Here is a 16,838-nt window from a genome sequence, read left to right as displayed (position 1 = left end):
GAAACGGGATAACGAGGTGGTTCCAGCACTAATTCGCAACACCCTCCAGCTGTTGAAGTTAGGGGGCTATATCAATTAGGCGCTTTCGAAGCATGTTCTTCGTGACTTTCTCAAGCGTGGCGCGCGGCATTGCTCGTGCTTCATGAATTCCGAGCGGAAGCGGACCTGCGCGAAGGTCTGGCTCGGCTGGGCGCCCAATATCTGGCCGGGCGGCTCGCGGCGCTCCCCATTGCCAACATGCGGACGCTTGCAAGCCTTCCCCGTGACTCCGCGATGGGGCTGAGTTTTTCGCGACCGTGCTGAAGCCGGCATGGCAGCTGCTCGCTGAGCGGTTCTCGGTCCTCATGGAGGAGGGGCGTTTGAGAAAGGCCGATCCGTGGGACGCGGCGATGCATTGGAAGGGCCTGAACGAAGGCGATCTGCTGGAGCCGCGGCTGATCGGCGCGAGCTCGGGCCCCGATACCGGGGAGATCAAACGGGTCGCAACGCTCGTGGCCGACGCTTTCTTGCAGATCTACGGTCCGGAAGGAAATTGAAGCATTGAAGGGCAATCAGCGTCGTCCCCTGCATAGTTACGTTCGACGACGTCACCTCCGGACTTAGTCCGTCCCAGTTCAATCTGTAAACTGCATTTTATCGGGAGCCGCGGCTTCTCGCGGGGATGTCTAAAACTCTATGGGAACCATTGAGCGGAGGAGCCTGCCGGCGGGCTTGTGCTCAATCCTGTGTCGTTGACCTGAAGCTGCTACTCTGGTACTAACAGAAACCGGCAGATTTCTGCCGATATTGGCCGCGTTGTTTGAGCGGCTTCGGAATCATAATCCGCGTGTCGGGGGTTCAAGTCCCTCCTCCGCTACCATTGCGAATCACAGCCAAAACCTCGCATTTCTCCCGCTTCTACGCGGCTTCTTGGGCGTCGAGGTTTCGCAGACTCGTATGTACCGATCGGTAACAATTGGGCTCATGTAGACCCATTTGGACGGCTCTTGTGAACTGATTTGTGAACTGATTTCGTCGCCTCGCATGTCGAGCTACTCATGAGAAGGCAGGATTTCACCCCAGCAGCGCTGGACCGCCTTACCGCCGGTAAGCGGGCCGACCCGGTCGTCATGGGTTTGAGCATCGAGCCGACAGCGGGCAAGCGGAAGGTTTGACCTTTCGGCGCTGCTTGCCTGGCTCGAGCAAGATCGTGTCGCTGAAGCATGGTGCGTACCCGGCGGTTTCGATCGCCGAGGCGCGCGAATGGGCAACGGCGCTCAACGCGAAGATCGAACGCGGGATTGATCCGCGCGAAGAAGCGCGTGCCGAGAAGGCCCGGAGGGCGATGACGATCGCGGCGGCACATACGCTCTATATGGACGGCGTCGAAGGCAAGAAGCTCAAGCCTCGAACGATCTCCGATAAACGGGGTCATCTTCGACCGGGTGCGAACAGTCGGAGATACTCGACCGCCACCGCACCCCGTTCGTCGAGTCCCTGCCCTTCAGGCCCGCTGTCGCTTCTAGCAGCAGGCCTGGCGCACCAGGTCCTGGTCTCTTCCGGACCAGCTCACGCGTCAGCTTTCAACCACACCTTGTTGTACTCCGGATCGGCACATTGCTTCGAAAAGGCCGTCAGCTTCAGCGGCTTGAAACAATCGATCATCAACGCGAGGCCGTCGAACCTCTCCATGCCGATTGTCTCCTCGTATACTTTTGCTGCATGAAATACGCCACGCGGGTGAAACGTCATCAAGCCGCCCCCACCCCAGCCGAGCAAGGTTCCGCCCAAGTTGAACAGGATCTCGTCGCAATCGATATTTGAATGAAGCGGCGGCGAGGGAATCGATTCAGGGTGATAATCGGCCAGCCGCGGCACCAGGCAGCAGATCGCCGCTCCGACCGTCTCGAACGCCTGTTGCTCATCTGGCATCGTGTGAATCCGGCGGGTAACCGGCTCGAAATCGCGGATGTTGAGCGCTATGGGATAGAGTGAGCCGTCCCACCCGACCACGTCGAAGGGATGATTGGGGATCACATAGGTAGTGAGCCGGTTGCCGACTTTGCCGGTGACCTTGAACCGTCCCCGCTCAATGATGGGCGCCGGCAGCACCGGTGTCTTGAAATCGCGCTCGCAGAACGGGGAATGTTCGGAAAGCTGCCCATTGTCGACGGCATACTTCTTAGGCGGTCGGATAGGGGTACGGGACTCCATCACGATCAGGCGGCTCTGTCCGCTCGGTCGCAGATCGTAGGTCGTGCCTCGCGGCACCAGGATTATATCGCCGGTTTCATAGGGGAGTATCCCGAAGATAGACTGGAGAACGCCCTCGCCCTCTATCACCGTGATCATCTCGTCGCACAATCCATTGCGATAAAATCCGTCGCAACCCCGATCAGGATTGGCAATCGCGATCACGACATCGTCGTTGAAGGCCATGACCCTGCGGCTCGATAGAATGTCGCCTTCGCTCTCGATCTGGCCGGTGTACATGCAGCGATTTTCTTGAGTGTCGAGCTCCCATTCCTGAAGATCTATCTGGCCCGCCGGGAGCACCTCAAGAACCTCCACCGGAAAGCTCTCATGATACAGCAAGGCGTACGGACCTTCGAACCCCCGCGTCGAAAACAGCTCTTCGTAGCGAAGCTTTCCTTGAGCATCGCGGAATTGAGTATGCCGCTTGTGGGGGATGCTTCCCTGACGCTGGTAAAAAGCCATCTCGACCTCGCTGCGCCCACGCGGGCATTGAAAGCGGCTCGCGTGCCGCCTCGTCCCAATAGATTGGTCCGGCAGCTTCTCGCTGTCTCCGTCGGCATATACCTCGGCCCGCGGTCAGCTCCCGGTCGAAGCTTGCACGCGTCTGATCTATGGCATGAACAGGATCGGGATCTCGCTATAGTTGATTTCGGGGAGGGCAGGGTGTTCACCTAACGCAGGCGGCTTTACGAGCGACTTGTCATCCGCAGGGGGGGAGATCCTGATTGGATGCCCGGCTCATGAGGCGAGAAGTTCAGCCGAGGATCGCCTGAAAGCGCAGGAGACGCTGCCGGCCGGGTCTCACGGAGCGGGGACAGCGCAGTCGCGCGAGGGCCCCTACAGCCAGGTGTAGCGATCAACGGCTGAGGACTGCGTGCCATGACCGATCTACCCGTTTTCACCACAACCTTCCGGCAATCGGAAGCGCAGGCGGCAAGGTGATCCTCGTTTCTGACGTCGTTGCCGGATCCACACTCGCTCGCGGAGGCGTTCTGCTTGCCTGGCAGGACAGCCGGGCACCACGGGATAGGGTCCAACTCGACGGCCTCCGTCCGCTTTACGATCCAATATTGAACTACAACTCGATCATGGGAGAACAGTCATGAGCCAGATGATGCTCGCCGGCGTTGCAAGTCCAGACGGCCTGACCCTACAACAAGTCCCGGTCCCGCAGCCTGATTCAGGTCAAATCCTCGTCAAGGTTTACGCCGCGGGCTTGAACCGCGCCGATCTCAACGCGGCCAAGGGCGCTGGAGTGGCAACCGCGGGGAGCCACGGCAAGCCAATCGGCATGGAATGGTCAGGTGAAATCGTAGCGCTCGGTGCCGGCACGACCGGTTTCGCGGTCGGTGATCGCGTCGCCTGCTCGGGCACTGGCGGCTATGCCGAGTTCGCTGTGACGCCCGCCACTCGAGCCATTCGCTTGAGCGGAGCGATGGACCTCGAGCAAGCCGCGGTGCTGCCGCTTGCCCTTATGACCGCCGACAACGCCTTGCGAGCTTTGGGCTCCATGTCTGAGGGGGATGCCGTGCTTGTTCATGGTGGAAGCTCGGCAGTCGGACAGGCGGCGATCCAGATCGCCCGCCTGCTCGGCGCCGGGCACATTACGGCGACGGCGCGCAACGCAGAAAAACGCGACCGGCTCGCCGCCATGGGCGCCGACCTGGTGCTCGATCCGGCGAATGGCTGGACCGACGCGATCCGCAGTGCGACCGGTGGCAAGGGAGCGAACGTAATCATCGATATGATCACCGGCCCGCAGCTGCGCGAGACCATGATGGCAGCCGCTGTGCTCGGCAGGGTAGTGAATGTCGGGCGGCTCGGGGGACTCAACGCGGAGATCGATCTTGACCTGCATTCGCGCGACAGGATCAGCCTGATCGGGGCCACTTTCCGGACTCGGTCGATCGCGGAGATTTCTGTAATCGTGGCTGCGGTTCAGGCTGACATATGGCCGCTGGTGGAGCAAGGCCGGCTGGCGTTGCCGATCGACCGAAGCTTCCGATTGGCCGATGCGGTTGAGGCGCAGAGTTGGATGGCCGCAGACCGACATTTTGGAAAGATCCTGCTGCGTCCGTGAGCGTTCAGCGGCGAAGCGGGGTGGCGAAGGCTCTTCTCGTCTTGGTGCAGTCCTGGTCGATTGGGCTGCACCGACGACTGCCTATTTCAACCCGCTGGGCTTGCGCGGCGGACCTGCCGCCCACCAAGATCAGTCATATGGCACTCTCGGTCCGCTGCGTCGGCAGGGGGGCAATGTCGGATTCCCGTTCTTCCACAATGCACTGATAAATCTTGGAGCGGTCGAACATGATCTCACCTTCCTCGACGACGGTTTTTACGTAGTCGGGCTGCTCCATCATCTTCATCGCCGCTTCCCACTGCGCTCTATCCTTGAACCACATCTCCATGATCGCATCATAGTCGGGGGGCTGGTTTCCCGCGAACAGTGCATGCTCGTAGGGGGTGAGATAGCGCCGAAAATAACGCTCCGCCTTGCCGCGGACGCGTTCCGCCGCCGGGGCGGCATGCAGCCGCTCGTACTGATCGACAAACTCTTCCATTGTCAGTCCAGGCTTGCGCTTGACGAACGTGATGACCTTGAACATCGTGATCTCCTGAGCCGGCGGCATCCTCCTCGACCGTGCCCCAGGACGCTATCCCTGTCTGTCTCCCCTCGCTGGGACGGGCCGATCCCCCATACTGGGTGGCGGCGGTGCGAGAGGCAAGGTGCATGGATCATGGAGAACTGCACATCCTACGCGCTAGCCCTGGGCGCCACCGATGAGCGCCATCTAGTGCGGGACGGAGAGCGGGATCGCAAGGAACTTGCATGCATTCGGGAACTGTCCCGATAGACAGTCAACAATAGAGGACATCGTACGAGGGCATAGGCGTCGTTGGCCCAGATCAAGCAGCCCGGGCCTGCTGATCGGTTCCTGGCGGCGGCCGGACCAGGTCCACCTGTCCCGCCTGCCTGATACTTCGCATTCTAACCTGGCTAGGCTAGATCGGCTGGACCGAAGCTGCGCTGCCTAACGGAGAATGCCCATGCCCTCTGCCGCGGACCCGTTCGCACACCACAGAAAAAGCCGTGATCGCCCCTCGTTCGAAGGCAAGGTGGCGCTGGTGACGGGGGCGGCCTCTGGAATCGGTCTTGGCACCGCGCAAGCGCTTGTGCAGGCGGGCGCTGCCGTCGCACTAGTCGATCGCGACAAACCGGCGGTTGAGGCAGCTGCGCAGATGATCGTAGATGACGGCGGATCCGTCATCGCGATCGCCGCCGACGTGGGAAACGAATCCTCGGTTGACGCGATGGTTTCTGAAGCATTGCGCGCCTTCGGACGGCTCGATTGCGCTTTCAATAACGCGGGTATCGCTCACGCCATGGCTCCCGCGGCGGATATCGACATCGACTCCTGGGACGCTGTGATGCGCGTGAACGTCCGTGGAACATGGCTGTGCATGCGAGCCCAAATTCCGCCGATGCTTGCTGGGGGCGGCGGCGCCATTGTGAATATGGCCTCGATCAGTGCGCTGCGCGGTATGCGGGGCTTGGCGGCATATACCGCGTCAAAACACGCCGTGCTGGGAATGACCCGCGCAGCAGCAGTGGACTATGCAGCGCAGGGCATACGGATCAACGCGATATGCCCGGGAGCGGTGCATACGCCGATGACCGACAAATCGCTAGAAGGCCTGTCCCCACAAGACGCCGAGGACCAGTTGCGCCAGCGCGCTTCATTCGGCTTGCTCGGGCGGCTAGGGACAATCCAGGAAATGGCCGATACTGTCTGCTACCTACTCAGTGATCAGGCGAGCTTCGTAGTTGGCCAAGCCATAAATGTGGACGGCGGCTGGACCGCCTGACCCTGTCGAGAGACGCGCAACGTAACCTCCCATCGAAATCATCCGCCGCGAGCCGCCTCATCCAAGGATTAGCACAGCTCATGCCGCCGGATGGATCTGCTCTCGCCGGGTACAGAGCGAGCTAGGCGCAGAGGATTGCTGCAAAAGGATAAGGAGGCGGAGTGAGGCAGAGGTACAGTTCAAAAACTCATTATGCCGCACTTTGTTTTGCGTGTGAAGCTTTCGTGACCGGTTTGAGTAAGTCGAAGAGAAGAGCCTATCCTTGCATAGAGGCATTCGATCGAGAAGGTGCATTATGAACGACAGTATTACAGAAATGGTCGAGCGTGAGAAAATCAAAGATGTACATCTCAGATATTGTCGGGGAATTGATAGGATGGACTGGGAATTGGTCCAGTCCTGCTATCATCCGGACGGACTGGATCACCATGACGGGTTTTCAGGTACCGCGACGGAGTTCATCGCGTGGATCCAGCCCATATTGGCCGGCCTTGAGAGCACTACGCATTTTGTAGGAAACCAGCTCGTGGAAATCACCGGTGATACTGCTTGGGCTGAGCACTACACGCAATCAATAAATCGTCGGCGCCGTGCGGATGGCGTTGCATTCGATACCTTCGTGAACATGCGTTACCTCGACCGTCTTGAGCGTAGGAACGGGGATTGGCGCATCAAGGACCGGCGGATGACAATTGACTCAGAACGCGTCGACCAGCTCGTCAGCGAGCCTCGGTCCCAAACCGATCTCCCGCTCAGTCGACGCGACCGTACCGATCCCTCCTATGCTCGCTGAAGCAGTCGACGACGGACACCCCAAGCCCGTAACGGTTGACATTGGGCACTTCATCTCGATGAGCTTCGAAGTGTGGTGGCACTTCCTGCGATACGGCTCCGCAGATAAAGAGGGGCTTCGTCATCCTGGGCTTCATGTCTGACAAAACAAGCTTGAGGCCTCGACCGCAAGACCGCCAGGCGCTCACGGGGTCGAGAACAATCGCGGCCCTCATGCTCACCGAGGCCAGCGCGTCAGCAAGTTATCCGTTCGGGAGTGCTGAACGCGAGCGCCCAATGCGGCGTCATATCCCAAGTGGAGGAAGTTAGGCAGCTTGGGCAGCTACGTCATGAGGACCTAGCTGCCCGTGAAAGCGCGCATTCACCATTCCAGTTGAAGATCGTCGACTAGCAGCATCAAGTCCGTCGTACGGCGCGTCGGAGATGTCCCTCTCTTGATCCGGTAGCGTGGTATGATTTTGTGCCACTCTTCCAGCGCTATGCGTAGCTCGAGCCGAGCCAAGTGGGCTCCGAGACATGCGTGGATGCCTGTTCCAAAAGCAATGTGATTGTTACTCCGGCGATCGGGATCGAAAGTGTCAGGATCGTTAAACTCCGCTGCATCCCTGTGACATGCAGCCCGAGGCATGATCACTCTGTCCCCTTGCCGGATTGGGCATCCGCCCACTTCGGTGTCTCGGGTTGCAGTTCGGATCAGATTGCCCGCGACATAATATCGTAGAAACTCATCGTTGATACGGGTCAAGCCATCGGGAGTTTCCTCTTTGATGCGTTGTTGAAGATCCTCGTCCTGGGCAAGATGAAGGAAAGTATGCCCCAGCTGCGCTGCCACCGTGTCGACCCCGCCCCTTAGCAGAAGCATGCACGTTGCCAGAAGATCTACTTGGCTAATCGGTTCGCCATCGATTCTCGCGGCGATCAGGTAGCTCATCAAATCGTCGGTCGGTTTCCGACGCCGTTCCTCCAGAAGGGCCTCGAAGATACCATTCAACTCGGCGTACTTTGTTTCTGTTATCTTGCCATCCATGTCATCGTCGGGTGAGATCGACGTCAGTGTATGGACCAGCGACACATAGTGAGACAGCTTGTCGAGCGGCAATCCAAGCATTTTCAGGAATATCGCAGTGGGATACTTGACAGCGAATTCCCTAACGAAGTCGCATTCGCCTCGCCCGGCAAACTCTTCAATCAGGCTGCGGCAATGAGCACGTATTTCGCTCTCGCGCGCCTTCATCTCTCTGCCTGCAAAGGGAGGTATCAGCAACTTGCGAAATTTCGTATGCTCTGGCGGATCGATGCCGACCGGGATCAACCTCTGCGCGGTAGGTGAAGCATGGGGACTGCTGCTCGAAAACAGCTCCGGCGACATTAGCGCGTTTCTGGTCTCTCCGTAGGAAAGGACATACCACCATTTTTTATCGTTCTGTGAACCGGGCGTCCTTGCCTCGGTCGTGAAAACGTCGCCCACCTTGCTCCTGATTTCGTTCCAACGGTCGAAACCGCGTGTCCTGAGGCCTTCGTCGTTCCAATGCTTGAAGTACCTGATCTCATCGTCCAGAGGGTCGGTAACGTCTCCCGGCATCAAATCTCTCCTGCTCACGCTGTACTCCTAGCATTATCATGAATAATCACCGGAGGTTGTCCAGCGCGCGGGAGACAATCAGAGGGTGTCACAGGACGGGCCTGGAAAGATTCTCAGATGGTGCTCGTCCAACGTCGGAGAGTAGCCCCCGGGCGTCGTGAGACTGTCGCCAACGGTGAGCACTTTGCGATCATCGATCGTAGAAAGTGGATGCTTACACGCTGCGCTCCAACGCGAAGCCCGGGTTCGTTGGCCAACAGGATAGTCGGCTACGTACCGTCCGGAGGAGATAGACGAACGATGCTCAAAGGCGAAACGTAGCGTAGCTAAGATCGACTCAGCCCCCTCTGGAAGGCGGAAGATGGATATGAGATGAGCGCGCCGTTACGTGGGCGGAAATCCGGTCTAACGGCGGGATTCCTCCGAAATTACGATCTCGTGTCCCTGCGACTGCTCTTGTCAGCCATCGAAGAAGGCAATCTCGCCAAGGTGGCGGCTCGCGACGATATCTCGCTGTCGGCGGTCAGCCGTCGCATTTCGGATCTCGAGGGCCGGATAGGCGTCAAGTTGCTCCATCGCCATGATCGCGGTGTTAGCCCCACCGATGCAGCGGCGGCGAACCTGCATCGTCTCCGCAGCCTGTTCGACCTCATCGACCAGATGGTGGAGGATTTCGGTGAAACAAAAGCGGGCAACAAAGGCGTTCTACGCGTGCGCGCCCACCTTACGGCTATCATTGGAAAGCTGCCTGAAGAGATCGCCGCCTTCGCGGAGCTACATCCTGGCATCGAAGTCATCGTCGATGAGGCTAACAGCTCGGACGTGATGCATGCCTTGCAGGTTGGCGGATGTGACATTGGTTTCGTGTCAGGCACGGTAGATGCCGGGTCACTGGACAGCTATCCTTGGATGGTTGACGAGTTAACGGTTGTGGTTCCGAGTGGGCATGCCCTTGCGTCCGAGCGCGCCATCCGCTTTTGTCAGGTTCTCGATTATGCCTTTGTGGGCCTGCAGGCGGGCAGCTCTTTGCAGACGCTGTTCCGTGGGCAAGCGGCCGCGTTGGGGCGACCGCTAAACGAAGCCGCGCGAGTCAGTACTTTCGAGGGCGTGCGCGAAATGGTTGCCGCAGGGATGGGCATAAGCATTCTTCCAGCTGCGGCCGTTGCACGGGTGGGCAGCGCGGCTGGCATCGTGGTGAGCAGACTGGACGAGCCTTGGGCCGCGCGCCAACTCGTCATATGTGTCCGCGACCGATCTCAGATGACGTCGGCTGCCAGCAAATTCTTGGGCCATCTGCTTCGGGGTCGATAAAGAAAGTCGCAACACAGCATTGCCGGAAACGGCATGGACCGACCGCATCGGATCCACAATAGGAAGAAACCCTCGATCACTAGGAGATCGGATGTCCTTGCAAAATAATCTTGCGCCGGTTCTGTCTGGCCTTCGCGTCCTGGAAATCGGCCATTTTGTTGCCGCGCCATTCTGCACGCGGCTTCTCGCTGACCTTGGAGCCGACGTGATCAAGGTCGAGCCTCGATCCGGAGATCCCGTTCGAACATGGGGAGAGATGGTCGATGGCCGATCGCTGTGGTGGTCAATGCACGGACGTAACAAGCGGAGCGTCTCGATCGACCTGAAATCCCCAAAAGGTCGCGAGCTGGTTTTGCAGCTCGCGCGGGAATGCGATGTCGTCGTCGAAAATTTTCGACCTGGCCAGCTCAAGAGGATGGGATTGGGGCCTGACGAACTACGGAAATCGAAACCCGATCTTATAGTCGCTCACATCTCCGGATATGGCCAAGACGGCCCAGGTGCAGACCGGGCCGCCTTTGGCGTGATCGGCGAGGCAGTCGGCGGCTTGCGCTACCTCACCAATCACGTTCCCGGGACATGTGAATTGCCACCCGTGCGGGTTGGCGTGAGCATCGGAGATTCTATTGCCGGGCTCTATGCGGCCTTTGGGGTGATGGCGGCGGTGTGGCAACGCGATAGATCGCGGGGCGACGGGCAGGCGCGGACGATCGACGTCGCGCTGACAGAGAGCGTGCTAAGCATGATGGAGGGAATGCTTCCCGAATATGGCAGTCTCGGCAGGATCAAGCAGCCGACTGGCGGCGGCATCGCCACCGCGGCGCCTAGCAATGCCTATCCGACAGCCGATGGCGAATGGGTGCTTATCGCAGCAAATTCTGAGCCGCTCTTCGCGAAGCTGATGACGCTGATCGATCATCCGGAGTTGATCGGCACACCAGGCTATGCGAGCAACCCCGAGCGCGTTGCGAACGTCGTGTCGCTCGACCTGCTGATAGGCGAATGGACGAAGAAACATACGGCCGAGCAACTGATTGCCAGGCTGGATGCAAGTGACATACCCAACTCCAAAGCCTACACAGCCGCGGATTGCGCGTCCGACGCACAATATCGTGCGCGGGGCATGGTGCGCGATGTTCCCGATCGGCATTTCGGCACTGTCCTTCAGGCGGGGATGGTGCCTCACATCCCCGAGTCCCCGGGGCAGATCCGTTGGACCGGCCCCGAGGTGGGTGAGCATACGCGCGAGGTGTTGACCGACCTGCTCGGGCTTGATGCGCAACAGATCGACGTTCTAATGCAGGAAGCGGTGTTGTGAGCGGCAGTAAGGCGGTCACCATCGTCGAAGTGGGCCCTCGGGATGGCTTCCAGTCAGTCGACCCGTTCATCCCGACCCCGCATAAGCTTGAGCTCATCGAGAAGCTGCACGCTGCTGGGCTGCGGAGGATGGAAACCACCTCATTTGTCAGTGCTCGCGCCGTGCCTCAGTTCGCAGACGCCGCGGAAATTGTCGCGTTTTCCAATGGCCTGCTCGGTCTTGACCCACAAGTGCTCGTACCGACCGCTCGTCACGCGGAACGCGCGCTGGCGGCGGGCGCGACGCGCTTGAGCGCAGTGCTCTCGGTCAGCGAGCAACACAATATGGGCAATGTTCGCCGGACGCCCATGGAATCGGTCGCCGAATATGCGGACATTATCGCCTTGTTACCCGCCGGTGCATCGATGCGGCTAAATGTCGCGACAGCCTTCGATTGTCCCCATCGTGGACGCATTGATCCTGATGCGGTGCTTGCCTTGCTGGACCATCTCGTCGCGGTGACGGGAGAAGTCGAGATAGCGCTCTGCGACACGACTGGTCGAGCCGATCCAGCACATGTCCGGACGCTGTTTGATGCGGCGCGCTACCGGTTTCCGGAGGTGAGCGCATGGGCGTTCCATGCTCACGATACTTATGGCCTGGGAACGGCCAATGTCCTTGCCGCTTGGGATGTCGGCATCCGAGTGTTCGATGCCTCAGTGGCTGGCCTTGGCGGCTGTCCTTTCGCTCCGGGTGCCACCGGCAACGTCGCGACAGAGGATCTGGTCTGGATGTTTGAGCGAATGGGCGTCGAAACCGCCATTGACTTGCACATGTTGGTGGAAACGGCCCGCGAGGTGACTGAACTGTCTGGCGGCCAGAAAGGCGGTCGAGTGCGTGACGCCATGATGTCACGTAGCTGCAAGGTGCCCGCATGATCCAGGACGCTCGCAAGCCCCGCTTGCTGTTCCAGAAGGTGTGGGATGCGCATGTGGTCGCAGAAATGGGCGATGGGGCGGTCCTGCTGTACATTGATAGGCATCTGGTAAACGAAGTTACCAGCCCACAGGCCTTCGAAGGGTTGAGATTAGCGGACCGCAGGGTACGTCGGCCCGAGGGCACGATCGCTGTCGCTGACCATAACGTGCCCACCGACAACCGATCGGGAGGGGTTTCCGCGATTAGCGAACCCGACAGCCGCCTTCAGGTCGAGACCCTGGAACGCAACGTGGCCGAGTTCGGCATCCCCTACGTGCCGCTTCGCAGCGCCCAACAGGGGATCGTGCATATCATCGGGCCGGAGTTGGGGTTGACCCTGCCGGGGACCACCATCGTCTGTGGCGACAGTCACACCTCCACCCATGGAGCATTCGGCGCGCTGGCCTTCGGTATCGGCACGTCGGAGGCCGAACATGTGCTGGCAACGCAGACGCTGCTTCAGCAGAGCGCGAAATCGATGCTCGTCCGCATCGACAACCAACTGGGCCACGGCGTGACGGCAAAGGATCTTATCCTTTACATCATCGGCAAGATCGGCACGGGAGGTGCGACGGGGCATGTGATCGAGTATGCCGGAGAGGCGGTAACCGCGCTCGACATGGCCGGTCGGATGACCCTGTGCAATATGTCCATCGAAGCAGGCGCACGCGCAGGCATGATTGCGCCAGACGAGAAAACCTACGCGTGGCTCGCCGGTACCCCTTATGGTCCGACGGGAGCCGAGCTCGACCGCGCCAGGGCTCATTGGGAGAGCCTTCGGTCCGACGAGGGCGCCGAGTATGATCGTACTTTCGTTATCAACGCACGCGACGTGTCACCGATGGTCACATGGGGTACCAGCCCCGAGGCGGTGATAGCGGTCGACGGCACGATCCCCAATCCACTCCTGATGACCGACGCCGCTCAGCGGCGCCAGGCGCAAGCGATGATCGACTATATGGGTCTTGAGCCCGGCGCTCCATTGACGGGAACGGCGATAGACGTGGTGTTTATCGGTAGTTGTACCAACGGCCGTATCGAAGATCTCCGAGCAGCCGCAGCGATGCTCCACGGCAGGAAGGTGGCACCGAGTGTCCGCGCGCTCATTGTTCCGGGATCCGGCAAGGTCAAGGCTGCGGCCGAAGCTGAAGGGCTAGACCGGCTATTCCTGCAAGCCGGCTTCGAATGGCGAGACGCCGGATGCTCGATGTGCCTGGGCATGAATCCCGACCGGTTGCAACCTGGACAACGCTGCGCATCGACATCCAACCGCAATTTCGAAAACCGCCAGGGCCCCGGAGGTCGCACTCACCTTATGTCCCCCGCAATGGCCGCCGCTGCCGCGGTTGCGGGAGCCATTGTCGATTGTCGCAAGGTGTAGCGATGAAGCCGTTTATCAACCTTGATGCGGTGGCGGCGCCCTTGCCGCTTGCTAATGTAGATACCGACAAGATCCTGGCCGGACGTTTTCTTAAGACAATCAGCCGCGAGGGTTTGGGCGACAAGCTATTCTGGTCGCTTCGCCAGGATCCAGGGTTCGTCCTAAACCAATTGCCCTGGCGGAATGCGGGTATCCTGATCACCCTCGATAACTTCGGTTGCGGGTCCAGCCGTGAGCATGCGCCATGGGCGCTGCTCGACTTCGGAATCCGATGCATCATCGCGCCTCGCTTCGCCGATATTTTTTACAATAACTGCTTCAAAAACGGTATTCTGCCGATCATGCTTAGCGAGACTACGGTTGATCGATTGATGGCCATCGCGTCCGATCCGGAGACCGCTCGAATGTCGATCAATCTGGTCGATCAGACAATACAAAGCGCTGCGGGCGTCATGACCTTCGATGTTGATGCCGGGCGTAAGGCCGACATGATCGGTGGTATCGATGAGATCAGCCGTTCATTGGACCAAAGGTCAGCGATCGACGCCTTTGAGGCTCAATATTTCCAGGATCAGCCATGGCTCAGGCGTGTCGGGCCGGCAGCCCTGTAACAGCGCCGCAGGGGCCTGCTCGCGCGACAGGGCGATCGCTTCAAAGGCAAGTCCCCTTCGCAGGAGACATCGATAGCGCGCGCCGAAGTGTAAATTTGAAGGTCGAAAAATACGATAGGGCGAGTCGATCAACATGAGGTTCGAATGATAATCCTTTTGGGGTTCTACAAACGCCGTCCAGATCTGACATGGGAGCAGTTTTCCGACCACTGGCGTAATGTTCATGGACCTTTGCTTCGTGATACACCGCAGGCGTCGCGCTATATAAAGCGATATGTTCAGCATCATCTGAGGCCGCGAAATCCACCGATTCCGGGGGCTCAATCCCTGGAGTTCGACGGGTTTTCCGAGGCATGGTTCGAATCTGCCGAGGCGCGGGAGGAGATGCACCGCCAGACCATCTTCAAGGACGTCATGCATCCCGACGAACTGAAGTTTCTGGATCCAGCCGCGACCCGTGTGTCTATGGTGGACGTGCAATATGTCCAGATCGCCGGGCAGTTGCCCCTATCGACCGAGTTCAGCTTCGGAACCTTCGAATGAGGGCCGCCTTCCTATAATGATCGAGGAGCTGTGTCTTGCTCGACGACGAAAACGTGACTAAGTTTGAACCCGGTATTCCCTGGCTCATAGAATTATAACGAGCACCGAGGAGAGGATAAATGGGCGTCCAGTTGGCTCCCTTCGCAATTGCCGGCGCTACTCCTCACGGGGGCCTGCCTGAGCTGATTGCTGCGGTTGGGACGCGGGATTTTACGAACTATCTCGTCGATTATCTGCATGATCTGAGCGGCGCCGCTCACTGCTCGGTTTACGAGTTTCAGCGCGCGACCTTGTCCGGCAGAGGGGCCGCAAGCATCGATCGGGCAACAGCTTCTCGGCACCAGGACATGTTTCTGGCCAGCGGGTACTGGCAGAGTGATCCGCGGATCGATGAGACGCGGAAAATATTGTCAGCCAACGAGTACGGTCTAATGCGGATCGGGCTGGCTGATGTCGCCGATGATCAGTTGCTGGATAGCTTCTGGACCAATCCGGCGATCCAGGAGCGAGTGTTCCTATGCGCCGGGAAGCCGGACGACGCCATAATCGTGACCCTTTGCCCAGGAGAAGAGGGATCCTTCTCCGCTGCAAGCATCGACCGGATCGGTGACTGCGTCGCTACCGTGATAGCATTGCTACGAAAGCATTCGGCTATATCCTGGAAGTTGCCCCGATTGTCGGCGGCGGTGACCAATCTCCGGAATGTAGAAGCCTGTCTTGCTGGATCTTCACCCAGCTTTCCCAGAAGGGAGTTTCAGGTCTGCGCGCGGCTCATTTATGGCATGACGACGGCTGGTATAGCGCTCGAGCTCGAAATTGGTGAGGGCAGCGTCATGACTTACCGAAAGCGCATCTATGAGCGCCTCCACATCGGAAGTCAGCGCGAACTGCTCATTTGGTATTTGGCGCATTGGGAGGAGCGCATGTCCGATGCACTCCATGGATGTTTGGAGTATTCTTGCCAATAGGAAAGTTCGGCCTTTTCAACCTGACTCCAGCCGTTGTTATACCCCGCCTGCAGGCGCCCATAACGCTTCCAGTAATTTCCTGTCTGCTGGTGCGGAACTCCCTGTTAGCCGGCTAAGCAAGATCTTCAGCACTATGACCTCTTCGGGTGTGAGGTCCGTCACGATGTCGGCTTCACGGGCTTGTCCAATGGTTACGAGTTCGAGCAATGTCGCCCGCCCGCGATCGGAAAGCGTCACGATGGATTGGCCGTCCTCTTTGATGAGGTTGTCGGCCACAAGCTCGTCAATCAGCTGCTGGGATGGTCCGCTAACCGAATCTCGCAGATATTCGTCGATGGTGGCGCGAGTCCGATTGCAGCGCATAAGCAAGGCGAGGATATGGACCTTGTCCAAGCTCAGGCCGACGGCTGAGGTCCGTTCGCTGACGGGTGCTCGTATCAGGAAGAATGCTCGGACGAGCAAATAGGCGAGATCGGACGACAGTACATCCAAGTCGGAGGTAGGAAAGCGTGATGTGGTAGAGAACGTACCCCCGTGAAAAACGAGCGGTGTGCGACGCTCATGCTGAAAATCCGTCACCTCGCCAACAAACAGGACATGGTCGCCCCCGTCATATTGGAAGGATTTTCGGCACTCGAAACGAGCGCTGCATCCCAGGAGCAGTGGAATCCCCGACTCTGAACGTTCAATGGGCAGGCCATCAAATCGGTCCTCCCGCTTGGAGGCGAATCTAACTCCGAGCTCCTCCTGCTCATTCGCGAGTACATGCACAGCCCAATGCGCAGCCTTGGCGAAAGCTCCGTGAGCCGACGATGTTTTGGACAAACTCCACAGGACCATAGGGGGGTCTAGAGAAAGAGAATTGAAACTGTTGACCGTCAGGCCGCGATCGACGCCGTCGGCGTCCCTGGTGGTAATGATCGTTACGCCGGTCGCGAAAGCGCCAAGTGCCTTTCTAAACTCTTTGATATCAATTGTAGGCATGGTCCCTCATGTTTGTCGATTTTAACGTCTAAAGACAACCGTGACTATGAGCACTCGTTAACAACGACGGTCAGCCGCAGAAGCCACTGCTGCTTTAAGGCACCTGCGATGCGGTCGGCTGACGCTGGCGATAATCAAAAATCGAAGCCTACCTGTTTCGGAACTCGATATGCCTTTGGGCGAAAATTTGCCCTGGCGCTGATAGGGGGCATCGTAATTGACGTCTCTCACGGCGATCCAACCTACTACCCCCAAGGATAACGAGGCTGGCGGGGGCTGCAGTCCCCTT

The 16,838-nt window shown here is 59.0% G+C and carries 14 protein-coding genes and 2 pseudogenes; 12 read left to right on the top strand and 4 right to left on the bottom strand.

What is annotated here, in order from left to right:
- Positions 1 to 287: 287 nt before the first annotated feature.
- Positions 288 to 536 (top strand): annotated as a pseudogene (locus AAC645_RS07345) (TetR/AcrR family transcriptional regulator C-terminal domain-containing protein); the annotation flags it as partial.
- Between the two features lie 614 nt (positions 537 to 1,150).
- Positions 1,151 to 1,297 (top strand): annotated as a pseudogene (locus AAC645_RS20415) (Arm DNA-binding domain-containing protein); the annotation flags it as partial.
- A gap of 251 nt (positions 1,298 to 1,548) precedes the next feature.
- On the opposite strand, the gene AAC645_RS07340 reads toward AAC645_RS20415, so the two are convergent.
- The gene (locus AAC645_RS07340; protein ID WP_340314938.1) at positions 1,549 to 2,697 is read right to left on the bottom strand and encodes a homogentisate 1,2-dioxygenase; all 1,149 of its coding nucleotides are present in this window, start codon (positions 2,695 to 2,697) and stop codon (positions 1,549 to 1,551) included.
- A 640-nt stretch (positions 2,698 to 3,337) separates the two neighbouring features.
- Here AAC645_RS07340 and AAC645_RS07335 point away from each other — a divergent pair.
- Positions 3,338 to 4,315 carry a zinc-binding dehydrogenase gene (locus tag AAC645_RS07335; protein ID WP_340314937.1) on the top strand — a complete coding sequence of 326 codons (978 nt, stop codon included), beginning with the start codon at positions 3,338 to 3,340 and terminating at the stop codon, positions 4,313 to 4,315.
- Between the two features lie 133 nt (positions 4,316 to 4,448).
- On the opposite strand, the gene AAC645_RS07330 is transcribed toward AAC645_RS07335, so the two are convergent.
- Positions 4,449 to 4,841 carry an EthD domain-containing protein gene (locus tag AAC645_RS07330; protein ID WP_340314935.1) on the bottom strand — a complete coding sequence of 131 codons (393 nt, stop codon included), beginning with the start codon at positions 4,839 to 4,841 and terminating at the stop codon, positions 4,449 to 4,451.
- 442 nt (positions 4,842 to 5,283) lie between these two features.
- Between AAC645_RS07330 and AAC645_RS07325 the strand changes: the two genes are divergently transcribed.
- Both AAC645_RS07325 and AAC645_RS07320 read left to right on the top strand, forming a co-directional pair.
- Positions 5,284 to 6,102: an SDR family NAD(P)-dependent oxidoreductase gene (locus AAC645_RS07325; RefSeq protein ID WP_340314933.1), complete on the top strand. Its 819-nt coding sequence runs from the start codon at positions 5,284 to 5,286 to the stop codon at positions 6,100 to 6,102.
- Between the two features lie 295 nt (positions 6,103 to 6,397).
- A complete protein-coding gene (locus AAC645_RS07320) occupies positions 6,398 to 6,895 on the top strand; it encodes a nuclear transport factor 2 family protein (protein WP_340314931.1) in 498 nt (165 codons plus the stop codon).
- 360 nt (positions 6,896 to 7,255) lie between these two features.
- Here the strand turns inward: AAC645_RS07320 and AAC645_RS07315 are convergent, their stop codons facing one another.
- Positions 7,256 to 8,476, bottom strand: coding sequence for a cytochrome P450 (locus AAC645_RS07315; protein ID WP_340314930.1), 1,221 nt, complete (start codon positions 8,474 to 8,476; stop codon positions 7,256 to 7,258).
- Positions 8,477 to 8,848: 372 nt separating this feature from the next.
- On the opposite strand from AAC645_RS07315, the gene AAC645_RS07310 reads away from it, so the two are divergent.
- From AAC645_RS07310 to AAC645_RS07280, 7 genes are all read left to right on the top strand, one after another.
- Entirely contained in the window at positions 8,849 to 9,787 is a 939-nt protein-coding gene (locus AAC645_RS07310) for a LysR family transcriptional regulator (protein ID WP_340314929.1), read from the top strand.
- 91 nt (positions 9,788 to 9,878) lie between these two features.
- On the top strand, positions 9,879 to 11,105 hold the full coding sequence (locus tag AAC645_RS07305) for a CaiB/BaiF CoA transferase family protein (protein ID WP_340314928.1): 1,227 nt from the start codon (positions 9,879 to 9,881) through the stop codon (positions 11,103 to 11,105).
- Positions 11,102 to 12,022, top strand: coding sequence for a hydroxymethylglutaryl-CoA lyase (locus tag AAC645_RS07300; protein WP_340314927.1), 921 nt, complete (start codon positions 11,102 to 11,104; stop codon positions 12,020 to 12,022). The genes AAC645_RS07305 and AAC645_RS07300 overlap by 4 nt, the downstream gene beginning before the upstream one ends.
- Positions 12,019 to 13,443 carry a 3-isopropylmalate dehydratase large subunit gene (leuC, locus tag AAC645_RS07295; protein WP_340314926.1) on the top strand — a complete coding sequence of 475 codons (1,425 nt, stop codon included), beginning with the start codon at positions 12,019 to 12,021 and terminating at the stop codon, positions 13,441 to 13,443. The genes AAC645_RS07300 and leuC overlap by 4 nt, the downstream gene beginning before the upstream one ends.
- Before the next feature lie 2 nt (positions 13,444 to 13,445).
- On the top strand, positions 13,446 to 14,054 hold the full coding sequence (gene leuD / locus AAC645_RS07290) for a 3-isopropylmalate dehydratase small subunit (RefSeq protein ID WP_340314924.1): 609 nt from the start codon (positions 13,446 to 13,448) through the stop codon (positions 14,052 to 14,054).
- 144 nt (positions 14,055 to 14,198) lie between these two features.
- Positions 14,199 to 14,597, top strand: coding sequence for an EthD domain-containing protein (locus AAC645_RS07285; RefSeq protein WP_340314923.1), 399 nt, complete (start codon positions 14,199 to 14,201; stop codon positions 14,595 to 14,597).
- Positions 14,598 to 14,716: 119 nt separating this feature from the next.
- Positions 14,717 to 15,565, top strand: a complete 849-nt coding sequence (locus AAC645_RS07280) for a helix-turn-helix transcriptional regulator (protein WP_340314922.1) — start codon at positions 14,717 to 14,719, stop codon at positions 15,563 to 15,565.
- A gap of 36 nt (positions 15,566 to 15,601) precedes the next feature.
- Here the strand turns inward: AAC645_RS07280 and AAC645_RS07275 are convergent, their stop codons facing one another.
- Entirely contained in the window at positions 15,602 to 16,549 is a 948-nt protein-coding gene (locus tag AAC645_RS07275; protein WP_340314920.1) for a flavin reductase family protein, read from the bottom strand.
- Between the last annotated feature and the right edge of the window lie 289 nt (positions 16,550 to 16,838).

Origin of the sequence: Rhizorhabdus argentea, assembly GCF_037861105.1 — a bacterium.
Classification (GTDB): Bacteria; Pseudomonadota; Alphaproteobacteria; order Sphingomonadales; family Sphingomonadaceae; genus Rhizorhabdus; species Rhizorhabdus argentea.
This window is presented reverse-complemented; position numbering and strand designations above follow the sequence as displayed.